The organism is Pseudomonas sp. FW507-12TSA (assembly GCF_058781435.1).
In genome coordinates this window covers 237213-256332 of the sequence record NZ_JBYSWT010000005.1, presented here as the reverse complement: position 1 = coordinate 256332, position 19120 = coordinate 237213, and the positions used below count along the sequence as shown (strand labels likewise).

Annotated in this window: 18 protein-coding genes and 2 pseudogenes; 8 read left to right on the top strand and 12 right to left on the bottom strand. The window is 65.1% G+C overall.

Features of this window, described 5'->3' with window-relative positions; genetic code table 11:
- From AC3WK8_RS07475 to AC3WK8_RS07450, 6 genes and pseudogenes are all read right to left on the bottom strand, one after another.
- Nucleotides 1–158: pseudogene (locus AC3WK8_RS07475) on the bottom strand (cell division protein ZapE); the annotation flags it as partial.
- A 95-nt stretch (nt 159–253) separates the two neighbouring features.
- Nucleotides 254–613, bottom strand: coding sequence for a ketosteroid isomerase (locus AC3WK8_RS07470; RefSeq protein ID WP_103324205.1), 360 nt, complete (start codon nt 611–613; stop codon nt 254–256).
- A 52-nt stretch (nt 614–665) separates the two neighbouring features.
- A complete protein-coding gene (locus AC3WK8_RS07465) occupies nt 666–1382 on the bottom strand; it encodes a helix-turn-helix transcriptional regulator (protein ID WP_031321659.1) in 717 nt (238 codons plus the stop codon).
- Nucleotides 1383–1612: 230 nt separating this feature from the next.
- Nucleotides 1613–4054, bottom strand: a complete 2442-nt coding sequence (locus AC3WK8_RS07460) for a TonB-dependent receptor (protein WP_103324206.1) — start codon at nt 4052–4054, stop codon at nt 1613–1615.
- A 117-nt stretch (nt 4055–4171) separates the two neighbouring features.
- Nucleotides 4172–5131: a FecR family protein gene (locus AC3WK8_RS07455; protein WP_256592247.1), complete on the bottom strand. Its 960-nt coding sequence runs from the start codon at nt 5129–5131 to the stop codon at nt 4172–4174.
- 4 nt (nt 5132–5135) lie between these two features.
- Nucleotides 5136–5636, bottom strand: a pseudogene (locus tag AC3WK8_RS07450) (RNA polymerase sigma factor); the annotation flags it as partial.
- Between the two features lie 258 nt (nt 5637–5894).
- Between AC3WK8_RS07450 and AC3WK8_RS07445 the strand changes: the two are divergent.
- The gene (locus AC3WK8_RS07445; protein WP_085597532.1) at nt 5895–7334 is read left to right on the top strand and encodes a nucleobase:cation symporter-2 family protein; all 1440 of its coding nucleotides are present in this window, start codon (nt 5895–5897) and stop codon (nt 7332–7334) included.
- Nucleotides 7335–7472: 138 nt separating this feature from the next.
- On the top strand, nt 7473–7937 hold the full coding sequence (locus AC3WK8_RS07440; RefSeq protein ID WP_085597531.1) for an LEA/WHy family protein: 465 nt from the start codon (nt 7473–7475) through the stop codon (nt 7935–7937).
- 6 nt (nt 7938–7943) lie between these two features.
- Here the strand turns inward: AC3WK8_RS07440 and glsB are convergent, their stop codons facing one another.
- Nucleotides 7944–8852, bottom strand: coding sequence for a glutaminase B (glsB, locus tag AC3WK8_RS07435; RefSeq protein ID WP_085597530.1), 909 nt, complete (start codon nt 8850–8852; stop codon nt 7944–7946).
- Nucleotides 8853–9185: 333 nt separating this feature from the next.
- Here glsB and AC3WK8_RS07430 point away from each other — a divergent pair, with 333 nt between their 5' ends.
- Nucleotides 9186–10439: a ferredoxin reductase family protein gene (locus AC3WK8_RS07430; RefSeq protein ID WP_103324208.1), complete on the top strand. Its 1254-nt coding sequence runs from the start codon at nt 9186–9188 to the stop codon at nt 10437–10439.
- On the opposite strand, the gene AC3WK8_RS07425 is transcribed toward AC3WK8_RS07430, so the two are convergent.
- Complete coding sequence (locus AC3WK8_RS07425) at nt 10415–11965, bottom strand: MFS transporter (protein WP_103324327.1); 1551 nt, start codon at nt 11963–11965, stop codon at nt 10415–10417. The two genes, AC3WK8_RS07430 and AC3WK8_RS07425, sit on opposite strands and share 25 nt — an antisense overlap.
- Nucleotides 11966–12088: 123 nt before the next feature.
- Between AC3WK8_RS07425 and AC3WK8_RS07420 the strand changes: the two genes are divergently transcribed.
- Both AC3WK8_RS07420 and AC3WK8_RS07415 read left to right on the top strand, forming a co-directional pair.
- Nucleotides 12089–13003 (top strand): LysR family transcriptional regulator, encoded by a 915-nt coding sequence (locus AC3WK8_RS07420; protein WP_103324209.1) that lies wholly within the window; start codon nt 12089–12091, stop codon nt 13001–13003.
- Entirely contained in the window at nt 13000–13566 is a 567-nt protein-coding gene (locus AC3WK8_RS07415) for a GNAT family N-acetyltransferase (protein WP_085597527.1), read from the top strand. Before AC3WK8_RS07420 ends, AC3WK8_RS07415 begins: the two co-directional genes overlap by 4 nt.
- Here AC3WK8_RS07415 and AC3WK8_RS07410 read toward each other — a convergent pair.
- The gene (locus tag AC3WK8_RS07410; protein ID WP_103324210.1) at nt 13559–14479 is read right to left on the bottom strand and encodes a carbon-nitrogen hydrolase family protein; all 921 of its coding nucleotides are present in this window, start codon (nt 14477–14479) and stop codon (nt 13559–13561) included. The genes AC3WK8_RS07415 and AC3WK8_RS07410 overlap by 8 nt on opposite strands.
- Nucleotides 14480–14563: 84 nt before the next feature.
- Here AC3WK8_RS07410 and AC3WK8_RS07405 point away from each other — a divergent pair, with 84 nt between their 5' ends.
- The gene (locus AC3WK8_RS07405; protein WP_103324211.1) at nt 14564–15499 is read left to right on the top strand and encodes a LysR family transcriptional regulator; all 936 of its coding nucleotides are present in this window, start codon (nt 14564–14566) and stop codon (nt 15497–15499) included.
- On the opposite strand, the gene AC3WK8_RS07400 is transcribed toward AC3WK8_RS07405, so the two are convergent.
- Nucleotides 15471–15725, bottom strand: coding sequence for a hypothetical protein (locus AC3WK8_RS07400; protein ID WP_022644285.1), 255 nt, complete (start codon nt 15723–15725; stop codon nt 15471–15473). The two genes, AC3WK8_RS07405 and AC3WK8_RS07400, sit on opposite strands and share 29 nt — an antisense overlap.
- A 240-nt stretch (nt 15726–15965) precedes the next feature.
- Here AC3WK8_RS07400 and AC3WK8_RS07395 point away from each other — a divergent pair, with 240 nt between their 5' ends.
- The gene (locus AC3WK8_RS07395; RefSeq protein ID WP_022644284.1) at nt 15966–16286 is read left to right on the top strand and encodes an ElaB/YgaM/YqjD family protein; all 321 of its coding nucleotides are present in this window, start codon (nt 15966–15968) and stop codon (nt 16284–16286) included.
- A 54-nt stretch (nt 16287–16340) separates the two neighbouring features.
- Here AC3WK8_RS07395 and AC3WK8_RS07390 read toward each other — a convergent pair whose 3' ends face one another.
- Nucleotides 16341–17381, bottom strand: a complete 1041-nt coding sequence (locus AC3WK8_RS07390) for an Ldh family oxidoreductase (RefSeq protein WP_103324212.1) — start codon at nt 17379–17381, stop codon at nt 16341–16343.
- A gap of 300 nt (nt 17382–17681) precedes the next feature.
- Nucleotides 17682–17951 (bottom strand): PepSY domain-containing protein, encoded by a 270-nt coding sequence (locus AC3WK8_RS07385; RefSeq protein WP_022644282.1) that lies wholly within the window; start codon nt 17949–17951, stop codon nt 17682–17684.
- Between the two features lie 151 nt (nt 17952–18102).
- Between AC3WK8_RS07385 and AC3WK8_RS07380 the strand changes: the two genes are divergently transcribed.
- Nucleotides 18103–19104 carry a FecR family protein gene (locus AC3WK8_RS07380; protein WP_103324213.1) on the top strand — a complete coding sequence of 334 codons (1002 nt, stop codon included), beginning with the start codon at nt 18103–18105 and terminating at the stop codon, nt 19102–19104.
- Nucleotides 19105–19120 lie beyond the last annotated feature (16 nt).

The following is a 19120-nucleotide window of genomic DNA, read 5'->3' as shown; positions in this document are numbered from 1 at the left end:
CCCCAGAGGTAGACGCCGGCCACCGCCCCGCGGCCCTGGTGCAAGGCTCCATGGCAACGCTGCAAGGCCTGCACCGCTTGGGCCTGGGCCTCATCGGCGACGAACCCTTGCTGCTCCAGGGCATGTTGGTAGGCACTCAAGGGTGAGTCGAACGACATGGGGCCACGGCCTCCCGGCAAAAGGCCGCATTATGCCACCGCCCATCGTCTCGCGTATCCGCTGCCGGGCGCCCAGGGGAAATACGCCAGCTATCTCAGCGGGAAATGTCCAGCCGGGCGATCCGCCCTTGGTCATCCAGGCGAAAGACATGGCGCAGCGACCGCGGGCCACCGGGAAAATCGCCACACAGAAGGCTGTCCAGCAGTATCTTGCCGGTACGTTGCTGGACCCCGACTACCCGCAGGCGGCCAGGGTTGTCCGCCATCCAGCGGGCGATCTCGCCCGGCCCGACCCGGTGCTCGCGCTCATCGAAGACCTGGGCCTGGGGAGCGAAGATCGAGGTTATCTGCGAGCGGTCGCCGCTGTGGGTGGCGGCCAAGAAGGCCTCGATCGCCGGGGCCAGCGGCCCGCCTCCAGGATGGTGCCGGTGCTCGGATCGATTGATGACTGGCATGGCGCAAGCTCCTTGCATGTGGACGAGGCCGGCATGTTAAGAGCCCCTTGCGTCATTTCTTGTCAGGAGTGAAACGCTGGCCTTCATCGCTCTGCATGCGCTTGCGCCAGGTCCGTAGCCAGTCGCTGCGCCGGCCCGGATAGGCCTCGCTCTGCTCCTGCGCAGCGGCGACCCGGTCCGTACGAAAGGTCCGGTAGTCCCCACGCAGTTCACACCAGGCGACGATCACTCGCGCCTCATTGAGGAACCCCAACGCCAGGGGCCAGATCAGGCGCTGGCTGGGCGTGCGGTTGACGTCGGCATAGTCGATCAGCAACTTGGCCTGGTGGCGGATCGCCTGGCGGTACACGTTCAGCGACACCGGATTGTCGGGGAAGCCATAACCGGCCGGCCCCGGTAGCAGCGTCGGGTTGCGCAAGGCGTCCTGGGCCGCCGGCGCCAGCACCGCGGCAATCTTGGCCATGGCATCGGCGGCGGCCTTGCTCAGTTCCTCATCGCCGCGCTGGTCGACGTAGCGCAGGCCGAGCACCACGGCCTCGGTCTCGTCGGCATTGAGCATCAACGGTGGCAGGAACAGCCCGCTGCGCAATACATAACCGACCCCGGCCTCACCGTAGATGGGCGCGCCCAGGGCAGTGAGCTCGGCGATGTCGCGATACAGGGTGCGCTCGGACACCTCCAGCTGCGCCGCCAGGGTCGCGGCCGTGACCGGACGGCTTTTGCCTCGCAGCATCTGCAACAGAGTGAGTAATCGACTGGCTCGCGACACCTTGGCTGGACTCCCGGAAAAAATCCGCCGCAGGATAGCAGAGCCTCCTGACAGAAACTGTCAGCAGGCACGGGTGCTGCGCAGCCTCGCACGCTCGGCAACGGCTACAACAGCTGAGTGTGGCCGCCGACGGCTGCGCATGCCCGCGCAACGGGCACCGATGAGGCAGACAGATCGAGTCGCTGCGACCGCTGCGCCACCTCGGCAACGGCTACCGGCTCAGCGGTGAATCAATAGGCCATGGTCCAGCTCAGGGTGTAGGTGCGGCCGCGACCCTGGTAGTCATAGAGGTACTCGGGCCCATACGTCGGCGAATAGAACAGCTTCGCGCGCTGGCCCCAGACCGTGCTGTATTGCTTGTTCAGCAGGTTCTGGATACCCCCGCTAAAGGTGCCGAAGCCGGTGTCCTGGCTGCCCAGCAGGTCGAAGGTGGTGTAGCCGTCGATGGTGTGGTCGGCATCGTCCTTGAGGGTGAAGGCATGGTTGCCCTGCAGGCGCACGCTTTGGCTATCGCCCTTCCAGCCGATGAAGGCCGTGGACTTGGACAGCGAGGCGTAGCGCGCATCGCGCTTGATCCAGCCGCCGTTCTTGCCCTCCTCCTCGGAACGCACCAGGTGCAGGGTGCCACCCGCCTCCCAGCCGCTCTCGAAATGCCGGGTCAGGGCGCTTTCGAAACCGTAGTCGCGGCTCTTCTGGTCCTTGACGTCGATGGTCAGGGTCGCGTTGTCGGTGGTGATGACCTTGTCCGACCAGATGTAGTACAGCGCCGCCTGGGCATCCCAGTCGCTATCGGAGAAGCGCCAGCCGGTTTCCACCTGGCGACTCTTGATCCCGGCCAGGGGGTTGTCATCGACGCTCAGCCCCGGCTTGCCGTAGAACTTGGCCGGGTCCGGCAGATCGAAGCCCTCGCCGTAGTTGACCCAGACCTGATGGCCGTTCTTGAAGTCATAGATGGTGCCCAGGTTGAACAGGTTGACCTGGTAATCGTTGTTGCCTCCCGGCACGTTCTTGAACCGCCCGACATCCACGTCCATCTGCTGGCGCCGATAACCACCGGAGACCGTCAGGTTGTCCGTGGCGTGCCAATCCAGCTGGGTATAGGCGGACAGGCCATCGACCCGGTAGCTGGGATAGCGCGCGGCCTTGCTCTGGGTCACCAGGTCCAGGCCACCACTTTCTGACGACACCCGTTGATCGAAGGTGCTCTGCTCGGCGTTGAAGCGCTCGCGATCCAGGTCCACGCCATAGGTCAGCTTGACAGTGTCGAACTCCTTGGCGAACAGCGCCTTGAGGCTGCTGACCTCGAAGTTCTGCTGCGAGGCGGCGAAGTACACGCCCTTGGAACCGGTCGGCTTGCCGGTGTTGTAGTAGGGAAACGGATAGAAGTTGTCGTTTTCCTTGCGATATGAGGCCTGCAGGTAGAAATCCTGGCCCAGTACATCGGCGTGGTGATAGTTGGCATTGAGCAACAGGCGCCGGGTGCGCGGTTCCAGGTCGGTGGAGTAGCCGCCACGCAACTTGGCGTCTTCCAGGTTCGAGGGCGCCTGGTTCTTGAGGTTGGGAAAGTAGATCCCGGTGCTGCCGTGGTTGCCCGAGTCGTAATACTGGGCCAAGAGGTCCAGGCTCTGCTCCTCGTTGAAGTTCATGGCCAGGCTGCCCATCAGGTCGATGGTGCGGTTGTACTGCAGGTCGGTCTGGGTATTGTCGATGAAGATCTGCTTGCCGGCGCCATCGTAGAACGCCTGGTTCTGCTCGCCGGCCACGGCCAGGCGACCGCTGATGGCTTCGTTGCCGCCGCTCACCGACTGGGCGATACGGGTGGTCAAGTCGTCACTGTTGTTGAAGCCGCTGCTGGCACCGATCTGGGTCTCGAAACGCGCCGGACCCGGCTCGCCCTTCTTGGTGACTATATTGATGATGCCGCCGGTGGCGCCGCCGCCATAGATCGCGCTGGCCCCGGATAGCACCTCCACACGTTCGACGTTGAACGGCGAGATGCTGTCGAACTGGCGCGACAAGCCCCGGGAGCTGTTCTGGCTGACCCCGTCGATCATCACCAGCACGTTGCGCCCACGCATGTTCTGGCCATAGTTGGTACGGCCTTCCGGCGCCAGGTCCAGGCCCGGCACCAGCTTGCCGATGGCTTCCTTGAGGCTGACTCCGGTTTCCAACTGCTCGCGCAACTGGCTCTGTTCCACCACCCAGACGGTGCCGGGGATCTCGCTGATCGCGGTGCTGGTGCGCGACGCCACGGTGACCTGGGTCGGCTTGAGATTGAGGCTGCTCGCCGCAGGCTCGGCACGACGCAGGATGACCGTGCGCCCATCGCTGAACGACCAGTCCATGCCACTGCCGGCCAGCAAGGCTTGCAGGGCCTGGGCGATGGTGACTTCACCGGCGAGGGCCGGCGCCTGCAGGCCCGCCACATCACTGGTGGTGTAAAGCAAGCGCAGGTCGGCCTGGTCGGCGAAACGAGTCAGGGCCTGGTCCAGGGGCTGGGCCGGTAACTGCAAAGACACACGCCGCTCCTGGGCTGCACCGGCCTGGCTGGCGGGCAGTGGCTGTTGCGCCTGGGCCAGCAGCGGGCCCAGGGCCCCGGCGAGTACGGCCTGGGCCAGTAATGTGCGGCGCACCAGGTGTTGACCGCGCCCGAGTATCGACAGCTTGAACATAGCTTTCACGTGTTCCTTCCCAGCCCGTTGAAATGACGTCAATGAGAATGATTGCCTTCTCAGTCTCACTACGACGATTGGCCGGAAAGGAACTTGCAGCACCCGCTGCAAAAAATTTCAGTGCAGCAGTGCCAGCCATGGCAAGTAGGTGATCTGCAAGGGATAGCGTTGCTGCAAGGTGCGCAGCGAACCCTGGGGATCGTTGAGGTCGAACACGCCGCTGATGGCCAGGTCCGCCAATTGCCGGTCGGAAACCAGGATGCGTCCATGCTGGTAGCGCTCCAGTTCGCCGATCACCTCGCCCAGCGGCCGGCCGTTGAAAATCAGCTTGCCGCGCTGCCAGGCGGTCAGGCTGGCGGCGTCCACCTTCTGTTGGGCCAGGAGCGGCTGGCCGGCCTGGTACTGCAGACGCTGGTCGGCCTGCAGCAGCAACGGGGCATGATCGCCGGTGAATTGCACCTGGCCCTCGCGCACCACCACCGTCAGCTGGTCACCATCACGACGCACGCTGAACGCTCCGCCCGCCCCCTGCAGGCGCTGGTCACGAACCTGGACCACGAACGGTCGCTGCCCATCGGCCTGTGGTTCGAACAGCGCCTCGCCCTGCTCCAGGACCACCCGCCGCTCATCCGCCGAATAAGCCACCGACAAGGCGCTGGCGCTGTTGAGGATCACCCGCGAACCATCGGCCAGGGTCAAGTGTTGTTGCTGGCCCACGCCGGTGTGGTAGTCCGAGGTCCAGGCCGGCCATTGCTGCCAGCCGATCACGCTACCCAGGGCCAGCAACAGTGAAGCGGCCAGCACCGGCCACCAGCGATGGGCCCTGGCTGCCGGGCGGGCAGCCTGCGAGTGCTGCTGCGCAACCTGGGTCTGGCCCAGGTCACCCCACAGCCGTTGAGCCTCATCCGCCGCCCGGGTGTGGGCCGGGCTGCGCTGGCGCCACTGCTGGAACGCCATGCGCTGGGCCGCGGTGGCCTGGCCGGAGTGCAGCAGCACCAGCCAGTCGATGGCGGTGTCGTCGAGGTTTTCGGGAGCATCGGTCATGGCGGCGTCGGCAAGCAGGTGGGGATCATTCATGGTGCTGTTGCAGCCAGTCGCGGCAATGGCGCAGGGCCTGGCCGATGTATTTTGCCACCATGCTTTCGGAAACGCCCAGCCGCACAGCGATCTGGGCCTGGGTCAGGCCCTCCAGGCGATTGAGCAGCAGGGCCTGGCGCGCATTGTCGGACAGCTGTTGCAGGGCCTGGTCGAGCACCTCCAGGCGCTCCTTGGCCAGCAGTACCGCCTCGGGGGCCGGAGCCGGGTCCACCGCCTCGCCATGGTCGGGGGCTTCAACCAGGTTGGCGGCCAGGCGTTGTTCGCGACGCAGGGTATCGATGGCCAGGTTGCCGGCCACGCGGAAAATGAAGCCGCGGTCGTTCTGGACCTGCAGTGCCTGCTGCTCGACCTTGAGCAACTTCAGGTAGGTGTCCTGGGCCACGTCCGCCGCCCGCTGGCGGTCGTTCATGCGCCGGGTGAGAAACTTCAGCAGGTCGTCGTAGTGCTCTTGAAAGCTGCGCAGCAGGCTGGGTATCGGCAGCATCGAGGGGCGGTCCGCAGATCGGGGACGCGGATTATTCCATAAAGGCAAATGAGAAACAGTATCTTTCGTATCCCTTGGAAGTTGGTTTTTTATGCCCGCCTGCCCTTCTGGCAGCCGCCCCTTTCTGGCATCCTGCGCCTCCATTTTTTCCGACCGGGTCCCTGGATGCCTGCCGATGGCAGCTCTTGGACCCAAGTCCCGTCCACTTTCCGGCGCGTGCCCCCGTTGTATCCACGTGCCACTGGCAGGCCTTCCTTCATGAGCGCATCCGAACACTCCCCGCCCCGCTACAAGTCCGACCTGATCTATGGCCTCAACGATCGGCCACACTTCAGCGCGGCGATCTTCGCCGCCCTGCAGCACGTGCTGGCCAGCTTCGTCGGCATCATCAGCCCGACCCTGATCTTCGGCGGCGTGCTGGGCCTTGAAAGCGAATTGCCGTACCTGATCAGCATGGCGCTGTTCGTCTCGGGCCTGGGCACCTTCGTCCAGGCCCGACGCCTGGGCCCCATCGGTTCGGGCCTGCTGTGCGTGCAAGGCACCAGTTTCTCGTTCATCAGCGTGCTGCTCAGCGCCGGTTTCATGGTCAAGGGCCGCGGTGGCGACACCAACGAGATCCTCTCGACCATCTTCGGTATCTGCTTCGTCGCCGCCTTCATCGAGATGTTCCTCAGCCAGTTCATCGGCAAGCTGCGCAAGCTGATCACCCCGGTGGTCACCGGCACCATCATCACCCTGATGGGCCTGTCGCTGATCAAGGTGGCGGTCACCGACATGGCCGGCGGCTATGGCGCCAGCGACCTGGGCGCCGCCAGCAACCTGGGCCTGGCGGCGCTGGTGCTGCTGACCATCGTAGTGTTGAACCGCTTCAACAATCCGATGTTGCGCCTGGGCTCCATCGTCATCGGCCTGACCCTGGGCTTCCTGGTGGCCTGGATGCTGGGCCGGGTGGACATGGCGGCCATGCCCGAAGTGCCCCTGGTGAGTGTGCCGGTACCGTTCAAGTACGGTTTCTCCTTCGACCTGATCGCCTTCATCCCCCTGGCAGTGATCTTCCTGATCTCGCCACTGGAAGCCGCCGGCGACCTCACGGCCAACTCGATGATCTCCCAGCAGCCGGTCAAGGGCCCGCTGTACATCAAGCGCATCAAGTCCGGCCTGCTGGCCGATGGTTTCAACTCGGCGGTGGCGGCGGTGTTCAACAGCCTGCCGATGGTGACCTTCGCCCAGAACAACGGCGTGATCCAACTCACCGGCGTCGCCAGTCGCTACGTGGCCTACTTCATCGCCGGGCTGCTGGTGCTGCTGGGGCTGTTCCCGGTGATCGGGGCGGTGCTGCAATTGATGCCCAAGCCAGTGCTGGGCGGCGCGACCCTGATCATGTTCGGCACCGTGGCGGTGGCCGGGATCAAGATCCTCGCCGAGGCCGGCCTGCACCGGCGCAACGTGCTGATCGTGGCGATTTCCCTGGGCATGGGCCTGGGCGTGGCGGCGGTGCCCGAGGTGCTGCGCGAACTGCCCAAGGCCTTGCACAACATCTTCGAATCGCCGATCACTGTCGGCGCCTTCTGCGCGATCTTCCTCAATATCTTCCTGCCCGAAGAGTTCCTGGAGCTGGAAGAAGACGAATTCGACCCTGAAGCTGCGACCCTCAAGGTCATGCAGGACCCGGACCGGGACGCCAAGGCGAACTCCTGAGGCGCAACGGCGTCTATCCTGCGTGCGTCAAGCAAGGCCCCCAGGGGCCTTGTGGCAGGCTCGACAATAGCCAGAGCGTCGAGCGCAAGCCGCGTAGCGACGCCGTGGTCATTCACTCCCATCGCCAGTAGGTAGCCCATGCGCAAACTCATTGCCCTGTCCCTGGTCCTGCTCAGCCTGGGTGCCTGTGCCCTGTTGCCCCAGCGCGATCCGCTGGCGATCAACGTGGTCGGCATCGAGCCGCTGCCGAGCCAGGAACTGGAGATGCGCTTCGCCATCAAGCTGCGCTTGCAGAACCCCAACGAGACCCCCATCGACTACAACGGCGTGGCCCTGGACCTGGAGGTCAACGGTCGGCCACTGGCCTCCGGGGTCAGCGACCAGCAAGGGCATATCGGCCGCTACGCCGAGGATATCCTGGTGATACCGGTGAGCGTCTCGGCCTTCTCGGTATTGCGCCAGACCCTGGGCCTGAGCCAGACCCAGAGCCTGGACAACCTGCCCTACGTGCTGCGCGGCAAGCTGGCCGGCGGGCTGTTCGGTACCCAGCGCTTCATCGAGCGCGGGCAGATCAGCCTGGCGAACCCCACCGGCAGCTGGTAGGCCCAGCTAGAACACCGACCAGCCAATACGCTGGCTGAGCAATTCCAGGGCGGCCATGCCCACCAGCGAGTTGCCGGCAGCATTGAGTTCCGGCGACCACACGCACACCGTGAACTGCCCCGGCACCACTGCGACGATCCCGCCACCCACCCCGCTCTTGCCCGGCAAGCCGACCCGATAGGCAAAGTTGCCGGCCTCGTCGTACAGGCCGCTGGTGGCCATGATCGAGTTGACCTGCTGGGTCTGCCGGCGACTCAGGATCTGCTCGCCGCTGTGCTTGCAAAAACCATCGTTGGCCAGGAAGCAGAAGGCCCGGGCCAGGTCGACGCAGCTCATGCGCAAGGCGCAATGGCTGAAGTAGCTGCGCAGCACCGCCTCCACATCGTTGTGGAAGTTGCCGAAGGATTGCATCAGGTAGGCCATGGCCGCGTTGCGCGCGCGGTGCTGGTACTCCGACTCCGCCACCCGGCCGTCCACCAGCACCTGGGGATTGCCGGACAAGCGTCGGACGAAATCACGCATGGACAAGGCCGGCGCCGCGAAGCGCGACTGGTTGATATCGCAGATCACCAGGGCGCCGGCGTTGATGAAGGGGTTGCGCGGGCGGCCACGCTCGAATTCCAGCTGCACCAGGGAGTTGAACGGCTGTCCTGAGGGCTCGTGCCCCAGGCGCTGCCAGATCGCTTCGCCGGAATGGCCGATGGCCTGCACCAGGCTGAAGACCTTGGAAATGCTCTGCACCGAAAACGCCGTATCGGCATCGCCGGCGCTGAACACCTGGCCATCGTTGCCATAGACGGCGATCCCCAGTTGGTTGGCCGGCACGTCCGCCAGGGCCGGAATGTAGCTGGCGACCCGGCCTTGGCCGATCAGGGGGCGGACTTCATCGAGAATCTGGTTCAACAGCGCTTGCATGGTCTGGCTCGTCGTCACGGGCCCCGATACGGCTGCGGGGCCAAGGTCTGCTAGACGCACTTTGTGGCCCGCGCAGCACAGTCCGTTGCACGAATAAATGAAAATGCGATTGATAGTCGATCATTTTCAACAAATAAAATACTGAAGCCCCTGATACAGATCAGCATAAAATCAGCGCTACAGACTAGAATCGCACGCTGTTGCGAGAGAAATCCTGTCATATTCAACTTTAGTCGCAGCACAGCACATCGTTCCTTGCATCGTCGTTACTCGCCGTACCGTCGCGGCGATGCTTTCGCCCTGACGGCATTTGCTCACCGGAGTCCTGCACCCTTGAGAACCTGGCATACGATCGTCGGCGTCCTGCTGATCACCACTTTGACCCTGCTGATGGAAATCCCCAGCCAGACCTGGCTGACGTCCGCCACCCTGAGCCTGGTGCTGGGCAGCGCCGCCCTGGCCTACATGGCCCTGTCCTGCCTGCTGTCGAGCCGCTGGCGCTGGGCCGAGCGCTTGTTCGGCGGCCTGGACCGCGTGTACGAGACCCACAAATGGCTGGGCATCTGGGCCCTGGCCTTCGCCAGCTACCACCTGGTGTTCAAGGCCAACCTGGACGAATGGAACAGCGTGCCGATCCTCGAGCTGTCCAAGTACTGGACGCGGCTGGTGCGCCAGTTGAGCTACGTGGCCCTGGGCCTGATCGTCCTCCTGGCCTTGAACCGCAACATTCCCTACAGCCAATGGCGCTGGTGGCACAAGCTGTCCGGACCGCTGTTCCTGGTAGTGATCCTGCACTGGCTGAGCTTCAAGTCGCCCATCGCCCTGGACAACCCGTCAGGCATCTGGCTCGGCCTGCTGTGCGTGCTCGGCGTCCTGGGGGCGCTGTACAAGCTGCTGCTCTACCCGTTCCTGGCCAAGGCCGGCGAATACCAAGTGACCGCCGTGCGCATCGAGCGTAACTCGTTGCATCTGGAACTGATTCCCCACGGCCGCGGCTTTCCCTTCAAGGCCGGACAGTTCGCCTTCCTGGCAATGCAGGAAAAGGGCTTGCGCGAACCCCACCCGTTCACCATCGCTAGTGCCCAGGCCCACGATGGGCGCATCGAGTTCGTGATCCGCGCCCTGGGCGACTACACCCAGCGGCTGCACAAGCAGGTCAAGGTCGGCATGCTGGCCGATATCTACGCCCCTTACGGTCGCTTCAAGCGCCCGCCACAGGCCGCCCGGGAAATCTGGATCGGCGGCGGCGTCGGCATCTCGCCGTTCATTGCCTGGCTGCAGGACCAGGCCGCCGGCCAGCTCGACCGGGCGACCCTGGTGTATTGCTACAACCCCTCCCGGGCCTTCCCCAGCGTCGATGCCTTGCAGGGCATGGCCCAGGCCCGCGGTGTCGGTTTCGTCGCCAACAGCGGCGGCGTCGAGCCCCTGGCCCAGACCCTCAAGCGCGCGGCGGCCGAAACCGACCCGGGGCAGATCCAGGTCAGTTTCTGCGGGCCCAAGGGCCTGTTGGGGCGGGTCCGCGAGCTGATGCACGAATGCCGGATTCCCGAGGCCAACCTGCACTACGAGTTCTTCGAGTTCCGCTGACCCGGCGTGCGGCGCGGCTCATGCAGCGCCACTCGCACCACCAGGGCCGACAGCAAGGTGATCACCACCAGCACCTGCAGTAACTGGCTGAAAGCCCCGGTATACAAGGCCAGCAAGCGTTCGCTGGCGAGCTCCGGCAAGGCGGCCGCGCTGGCCGCCAGGTCGCCTCCGGCCAGTTGCCGGGCCGCCAGCAACGCGCTATCGCCCCGGACCTGCACCTGGCCCAGGGCGTGCTGCAACAGGCCGGCCAGCAAAGCCACCACCAGGGCCAGGGCAATGCCCTCACCCGCCACTCGCGTGGTGCTGAAGATGCCGCTGGCCATGCCCGCCCGCTCCTTGGGTACCACGCTCACCGACAACCCATCCATCAGGCCCCAGGGCAGCCCTGTGCCCAGGCCGATCACCAGCAACGGCCAGGCCCGTTCCAGGGGGGCCTGCCCGACGCTGCCGCAACTGAGCCAGAACAGCCCGCCAGCCGCCACCACCAGGCCCAGGCTCGCCAGCTTGCCGGCGCTGAACCAACGGTTCAGCCAGCCTGCGGCGAAGGGCACCACCAGCATCGGCGCAGACAGGGCGATCATCAGCAGCCCGGCCTCGATCTCGCTGTAGCCTTCCACGCCGATGAAGCGGATCGGCAACAGGATCAGCAGCACCACGTAGCAGTAGCAGGTCGCGATGGGCAGTACCTGGACCCCGATGAAACGCGGGTAGCGAAACAGCGACAGGTCGAGCATCGGCCGCGCCGCCCGACGCTCCACGGCCACGAACACCCACAGCGCCAGCCCGGCCCCCGCCAGCAACGCCAGGACCAGCGGGCTGCCCCACCCGCTTTGCGGGGCTTGCAGGATGCCCCAGGTCAGCAGCACCAGGGCCAGGGTGAAGCTCAAGGTGCCGGGCCAATCCACGCCCCTGGCCTCGGGATCGCGAGACTCGACCATGCGCGGCACGCCACAACCCAGGGACAGGGCCCCGATCAGGGCGCCGGAAACGAAGATCCCGCGCCAGCCGGCATGCTCGATCAACACCCCGGCCAGGATCGGCCCGAAGGCCAGGCCGACTCCGAAGGTGGTGCCCAGCAAACTGAAGGCGCGGGTCCGGCCCGGGCCATCGAACGCTTGGGCCAGGGCCGCCGAACCACCGGCCAGGGCTGCGGCGCCGGCCAGGCCCTGGACGCCGCGCAGCAGGTTGAGCCACAACAACGACGGGGCTAACACCAGGGCCAGGGAAGTCAGGGCGAACAACGCCACGCCAAGGCTGAACAGGCGCTTGCGACCGAATTCGTCGGCCAGGGTACCGGCAGCCATCAGCACGCTGCCAAAGCTGAGCATGAAGGCGTTGGTGGTCCAGCTCAGTTCCAGCGGGCTGCCGCCCAGTTCACGGCCGATGGCCGGGGTCGCCACCGCCACCCCGACAAAGGTCAAGGGCAGCATCAAGGCCGCCAGGCACACCGCCGCAAGCACACCTTGGGCTGCGCGCTCGCCACTGCGGGCCGGCGAGCCCAGGGTCAATTCAAGTTCAGGATTCACGGGCACCTCTACCTCCTGGCAACCAGGGTCAGCTAAAAACTTCATGGTAGGTGTGCCGCAATAGGCGAAAAACAGGGCAGTATTCCGGTCTTTGCGGACAAAAAGGCTCTAATCGAGGTCGCCATGGATAACCTGAACGGCTTGCAAGTGTTTGTCTGCGTGGTCCAGAGCGGCAGCCTGGTAGCTGCCGGCGAGCGCCTGGGGCTCTCCGCCTCGGCGGTGGGCAAGGCCCTGGCCCGCCTGGAACAACGGCTCGGCGTGCGCCTGCTGAACCGCAGTACCCGGCGGATCAGCCTGACCGACGAAGGCACGCTGTTCTATGAACGCGGCCAGCGCATCGTCGACGAGGTACAGGAAGCCGAAGCCGAGCTCGCGCGGATCAGCGACAAACCCCGGGGGCGGCTGCGGGTCAGCCTGCCGGCCATCGGCTATCGCATGCTGCTGCCGATCCTTCCGGAATTCTCCGCGCGCTACCCGGACATCGAACTGGACCTGGATTTCAACGACCGGATGGTCGACGTGATCGCCGAAGGCCTCGACGCGGTGATCCGCAGTGGCGAGCTGGCGGATTCGCAATTGCGCTCGCGCAGCCTCGGACCGTTCGGTTTCGTGCTGGTCGGCGCTCCGGAGTACTTCGCCCAGCGCGGCGTGCCGCAGGCTCCGCAAGACCTGGAACGGCACGCCTGCCTGCGCTACAGGTTCCCCGCCGGCACCCAGATGCAGGCCTGGCGCCTGCGCTTGCCCGAAGGCGCGCCGCCATTGGTGCTGGGCAAGGCCTTGACCAGCAACAACCTCGAAGCATTGATCCATGCCGCGACCCAGGGCCTGGGCATCGCCTACGTGCCGGAATTCGTGGTCGCCGGAGCCCTGGCCGACGGCAGCCTGGTATCGGTGCTGGACGACTACCAGGGCGAGCGCGGCAAGTTCTCGATCCTCTGGCCTGGCAGTCGACAGCTGCTGCCAAAATTGCGAGTCTTCGTCGACTTCCTCAGCGAACACCTGGTGCTCGGCAAAACCCACAAGGAGCCATGCCCATGACCGGCCACGTACCGCCGCTCACCACCCCGCGCTTGCTGCTGCGGCCCCTGGAACTGGCAGATGCCGGTGCCATCCAGAACCTGTTTCCACAGTGGGAAGTCGTGCGCTACCTCAACGCCAACGTGCCCTGGCCCTACCCGGCCGATGGCGCCTTGAGCTTTGTCCGTGACATGGCCTTGCCGGCCACGGCCCGGGGCGAGGAATGGCACTGGACCATTCGCCTGCGCGAGGAACCTGGGCAAATGATCGGCAGCATCAGCCTGATGCGCGAACCCGATAACAACCGTGGCTTCTGGCTGGCTCCGCAATGGCAGGGCCACGGCTACATGAGCGAGGCCTGCCAAGCGGTGGACCACTACTGGTTCGAGGTCCTGGAACAACCGCTGATGCGGGTGCCCAAGGCCGCCCCCAACCAGGGCTCAAGACGGATATCCGAGCGTGGCGGGATGCGCCTGGTACGTTCCGAGGCCGGGGAGTTCGTCAGCGGCCGTTTTGCCCTGGACATCTGGGAAATTACCCGCGAAGAGTGGCGCCGCCTCGGCCCGCCAGCCTGCGTCAGGTAAAGCGCACGCCAGGGCGCGGACGCTGGTCCACCGTCAGCTCGAACACGTCCGGGCGCGCATAGTGACCCACCACATCGTAGTCATAGCGAGCCTTCACCAGGTCGTCGGTATCGATCTGTGCGCAAATCAACCCGGCACGCCCCACCAGCGGGCCGGCCAGCACATCGCCCATGGGGCCGACGATGACGCTGCCGCCGGCGATCAACGGCCGTTGCGCCGGCCAGTTGGCGATCTGCAGGCCCAGCTCCTCGGGCGAGGCCTGCACCTGGCAGGCGCTGACCACGAAACACCGACCTTCGTGGGCCACGTGACGCATGCTCACCTGCCACATCTCGCGCTCATCCACCGTCGGTGCGCACCAGACCTCGATGCCCTGGGCATACATGGCGGTACGTAGCAGCGGCATCATGTTTTCCCAGCAGATCACCGCGCCGACCCGCCCGACCTGGGTGTCCAGCACCGACAAGGTGGAACCATCGCCCGTGCCCCAGATCAGCCGTTCGGTACCGGTGGGCATCAGCTTGCGATGCTTGCCCACCAAGCCTTGCTGGGGATCGAAGTACAGCGCAGTGCAATACAGGCTGCTGCCGCTGCGCTCGATCACGCCCAGCACCAGGTTGGCGCCGGTGCGGGCCGAGAGACCGGCCAGGGCCTCGGTCTCCACCCCCGGCACATCGATGGCATTGGCGAAGTAGCGGGCAAAGGCTTCTCGCCCCTCGGGCAGGCGGTAGCCCAATTGGGTGCCGAAGCCCTCGCCCTTGGGATAGCCCCCGAGCAGGGCTTCGGGCATCACCACCAGTTGGGCGCCGGCGTCGATGATGGCGTCCTCGTAGGACAGGATCTGTTCCAGGGTTTCGGCCTTGCCACCTGGCAAGGCGCCGATTTGCAGGGCAGCGACTATGGATCTGGGCATGGGATGACTCCTTCGGCGATCAGGTGTTGCGCATTCTCCTGCCGCCGCCGATCATCGATAAACCCCAATTCAATGCTTAATGATATGAACCATATGAATATCGCCGATATCGATCTCAACTTGCTCAAGGCCTTCGAAGCGCTGCATGACGAATCCAGCGCGAGCCGCGCCGCCCTGCGCCTGGGGGTTACCCAGTCGGCCATGAGCGCCGCCCTGCGGCGGCTGCGCGAGTTGTATGGCGACCAGCTGTTCGTACGAACCGGGCGCGGCCTGGCCCCGACCCTCAAGGCCAACCAGTTGAAGCCGGTGGTCAGCGAGGCCTTGAACAAATGCCGGCAGAGCCTGGCCATGGTCGCGCCAGACAGCGCCGACTATCAGGGCCGGGCGGTCACCGTGGGGTTGTCCGATGACTTCGAGATCGCCTATGGCCGGCAGTTGATCGAGGCCGTGGCCCGGCGCGCGCCCAAGCTGCGGCTGATCTTTCGCCAGACCCACAGCCAGGTGGTCGCCGAAGCGCTATTGCAGCGCAGCGTCGACCTGGCCATCAGCGCCGGCGGGTTCGCCCAGCGCATGCTCAGCCGCCAGGTACTGGGGGAAGGTGGCTATCTATGCCTGGCAGATCCGGCGAGCCTGGCTCCCGGGCAGCAGCGGATCGACATCCAGGAGTTCGTCGAACGCGAACACCTGCTGGTGTCGTCGCAAGGGTTCATCGGCATCACCGACGAGGGGCTGGCGAACCTGGGCTTGAGCCGCCAGGTATGCGCCTCGACCACGCATTTTGCCGCGTTGCCATTCCTGCTCAAGGGCAGCCAGGCGGTGGCCACCATCCCGGCCCATGCCGCCCGACGCATCGCCGAGTTCACCGGCCTGCAGTTGCTGCCCTGCCCCCTGGCGCTACCGCGCTATCCCATCGAGCTGGGCTGGCGCACCGCGCCGCAGATCGACCCGTTGCTGGTTAAAGTCCGCGAGGCGATCGTCGAGAGTTTTGCCGTTACTTGCTTGCCGCCATCAGGCGATTGACTTCACTGCGCACCATGTTGGAGTACTCCGGCGGCGACATGCCGTCGAGCTCGGCGCGGACCCACTCCGCCCACTTGCCCTTGCGCTTGCTGCGCTCGCCGAACAGCCGTGCGGCCTCGCTCTTGGCCTTGCCCAGGTTGCTCTGCCACAGCTCGAACAGGCGGGACTTCTCGTCCTCGATGGCGGCGCGCTCGGCCAGGGTCTTGTTAGCCAGGTTGAAGCTCATGGGAAATTCCTGCTGCGTAAAATAGGCGACATCTTACACTGTAGGGGCTGGCGGTTTTACCCGCGAAGGTCGCCGATGGGTAAAACAGCTGCAACTTTTGCCCCGGCGCCAGACTCCATTGCTTGCCAGCCCAGTCTCCCCGCTACCGCCAAGGTCGCGAGCGGCAGAGAACTACAGGCGCTCTGCAAGGGCGCCCATGGCACACTGCACCACTAGGCCACATCGACAAGGAACCACTTCATGGCTCGTAAAACCGCCGCGCAAGCGGACAACGATCAAATCAAGGACCAGGCATTCAGCGAGCTGCAGGCGCTGATCGAGGAATCGGAAAAACTGCTCAAGGGCAGCGCCGCCCTGGTAGGCGAAGAAGGCGAGAGCCTGCGCCGCCAGGTGAGCCAGAAGCTCAAGCAGGCATTGGATTCGGTGAGCAATGTGCGCGAGCGCAGCAAGCCGGTGGTCGACGCCACCGAGCAATACATCGGCGGCCATCCATGGCAGACCGTAGCCATCTCCGCCGGCGTCGGCCTGGTGGTCGGCCTGTTGCTGGGCCGGCGTTCCTGAGCGCAGCCTCCCTCTAGGCCAGGCCCCGGCTGCCTGGCCTTCACCTCCCCCGCTTCACTGCTTGCGCGCCAGCTCCCGTAGCTGCTCCAACTGCTGGCAGGCAATGGCGATACCCTTTTCCCCGGACCGCTCGCGTTGCCAGTGACGACGATCCCCCGGCAGGCGCTTGAGACCCACCGCGTGCATCTGCCGCACCAGTTCCTGGCTGCGCTCGGCAAAACCCTGGCCGGCGCCCTTGCCCGGATCGATGACGATCAACAACTGGCCGGTCCGGGGAGTCTTGGCTCCCGGGTGGCGGGACCAATCGAACTCGAACGAGAAGTTGCCACCGGTCAGCCCGGCACAGAGCAGTTCCACCATCATCGACAGCGCCGAACCCTTATGGCCGCCAAAAGGCAACAGGGCCCCGCCCTCGAGGATCGCCCTGGGATCCTGGGTCGGCTGCCCCAGGCTGTCGACACCGATTCCCGGCGGCAGGCGCTCGCCCTTGGCGGCGGCGATCTGCACGTCGCCGTGGGCGATGGTACTGGTGGCCAGGTCGAAGACGATGGGATGCCCCTGGGCCTGGGGCGCGGCGAAAGCGATTGGATTGGTGCCGAACAGTGGCCGATCGGCGCCATGGGGCACCACGCAGGTCATGCTGTTGACCACGCTCAGGGCCACCAGCCCTTCTTCGGCAAAGGGTTCGACATCCGGCCAGAGCGCGGCGAAGTGATGGGAGTTGCGAATCGCCAACAACGCGATTCCGGCGTGACGGGCCTTGCGCACCAGCAACTCACGACCGGCGGCCAGGGCCGGCTGGGCGAAGCCGTTGGCGGCATCGACCCGGACGAACGCCGGGGCCACGTCTTCCACCGCCGGCACTGCCTTGCCATCGACCCAGCCGCTGTCCAGGGTCGAGAGGTAGCCGGGAATACGGAACACGCCATGGCTCTGGGCACCATCGCGCTCGGCCTGGGCGCAGTTCTGGGCCAGGCTGCGGGCCACTTCGGCACTGCATCCATGACGCAGGAGAATGGTCTCCAGCAACTCCACCAGGGCTGGCAGGGACAGGTATTCGCGAGGGGGCTCGGCAACCAGGGACGATGCAGACATCTGAAGCTCCAGTGTAGTTATTGGAGGGGGCTACAGCGCATGACCTGGCGATTAAACAACGGCGGCGCCCGGGCCTGTCAACCGCGGATCGGGATGCCTTGTGCAGCCGCGCACGGATCGCTACGGACTATATGGGACGGCGCGACGCCGCAAGATCGACGACATGCAGTGGACGCCGCAGGCTGCGCGGGGCTCGGCAGCCGCAGCAAGAAATCCGCCACTGGCTCGGTGTGCAGCCTCACGGGCCCACCAGCAGCGTCAAGCGAGGATGGGAGGCAAGGTTGCCTCCCGAGCCCAACATCAGTCTTTCTGGTCGCGCAGGATGTTGCCGGAGGTGCCGTCGATGCGGAACTCGTAGACGCTGCCATCGGACTTGCGACCTTCGCCTTCCCAATAGCCGTCGTTATCCGCCTCGATCTTGTAGATAGCCACGTAGCCAGCTTTGGTCTTCGCCGTTTCAATGGCTTTCTCGATGGTGATCCAGCCCGCCTGCGGGTGATCGGCCAGTGCGGCAGAGGCACCGAACAGGGTGGCGCAGGCAAACAGTGCGGCAAAAGTGTGCTTCAGCATGTTCCATCTCCATTTGTAGAAACTTTCGATACACAACGTGTTTTTAGGGTGCGACGGATGAAAATAAGTTCACTTTGATGCTCAATCGCCATGACGACTGTTCTACAAGGCTCGCCCTGGAGGGTAGAATGCGCGAAATCAGGAAGAGTCAATGAGCGAACAGATCCTCTCGGAAGCCGAATACGACGCCATCACCCAAGCTGCCGCCCAATGGTGCATGCGCCTGCATGAGCCGGACTGCAGCGATGCCGAGCGCCTGGCTTTCCAGCAATGGCATGACGCCGACCCCTTGCATGCCTTCGAGTACGAGGCCATGCGCGAAATCTGGGAGGTGGCCGACCAGTTGCCACCCACCACCCTTGCACCAGCCCCCTTCCAACGTGCCCCACGGCGAGCCTGGCAGCGCTATGGCGCGGCGGCTGCCATCGCCCTGTGCGCCCTGCCCCTGGCCGCCTACAGCGGCTGGGAGCTGGGCTGGCTGCCATCGTCCTACGAGCGCTTCGAAGCCGGCGACAGCCTGCGCAGCGTGACCCTGGCCGATGGCAGCCAGGTCGAGCTGAACCTGGGCAGCAGCCTGGTCTACAGCAACTACAAGGACCAACGCCGGGTGACCCTGAAACAGGGCGAAGCGTTCTTCAAGGTCAGCCATGACAGCAGCCACCCCTTCGTGGTCAAGGCCGCCAACGGCCAGGTCAAGGTCACGGGCACTCAGTTCAACGTGTGGATGTACGAAGACCAGGTGCGGGTCACCCTGCTCCAGGGATCGGTCCTGGTCAGCAGCAACACCGCCCTGCCCGGCGAAGGCTTCCGCCTGGAGCCAGGCATGCAGGCACGCTACAAAGGTGGCGACTACGAGCCGCAGATCAGCCAGACCTACAGCAACGACAGCTCCCTGGCCTGGCGCAACGGCAAGCTGGTGCTGGACAACCTGCCCCTCACCGAAGCCCTGCCGCTGATCAACCGCTACCTGGAGATGCCCGTGCAGGTGGCCGACAGCCACACCGGCCAGATCCGCGTCGGCGGCATCTACGACACGCGCCAGATCAAGAGCCTGCTGACCTCGCTGCCCAAGGTCCTGCCGGTGTACCTGACCCGCAACCGTGACGGCAATCCAGTGATCAACTCGCTGCCGCAGTCCCCGCCAAAAAGCTGAAGGCCGCCCCGTTGCC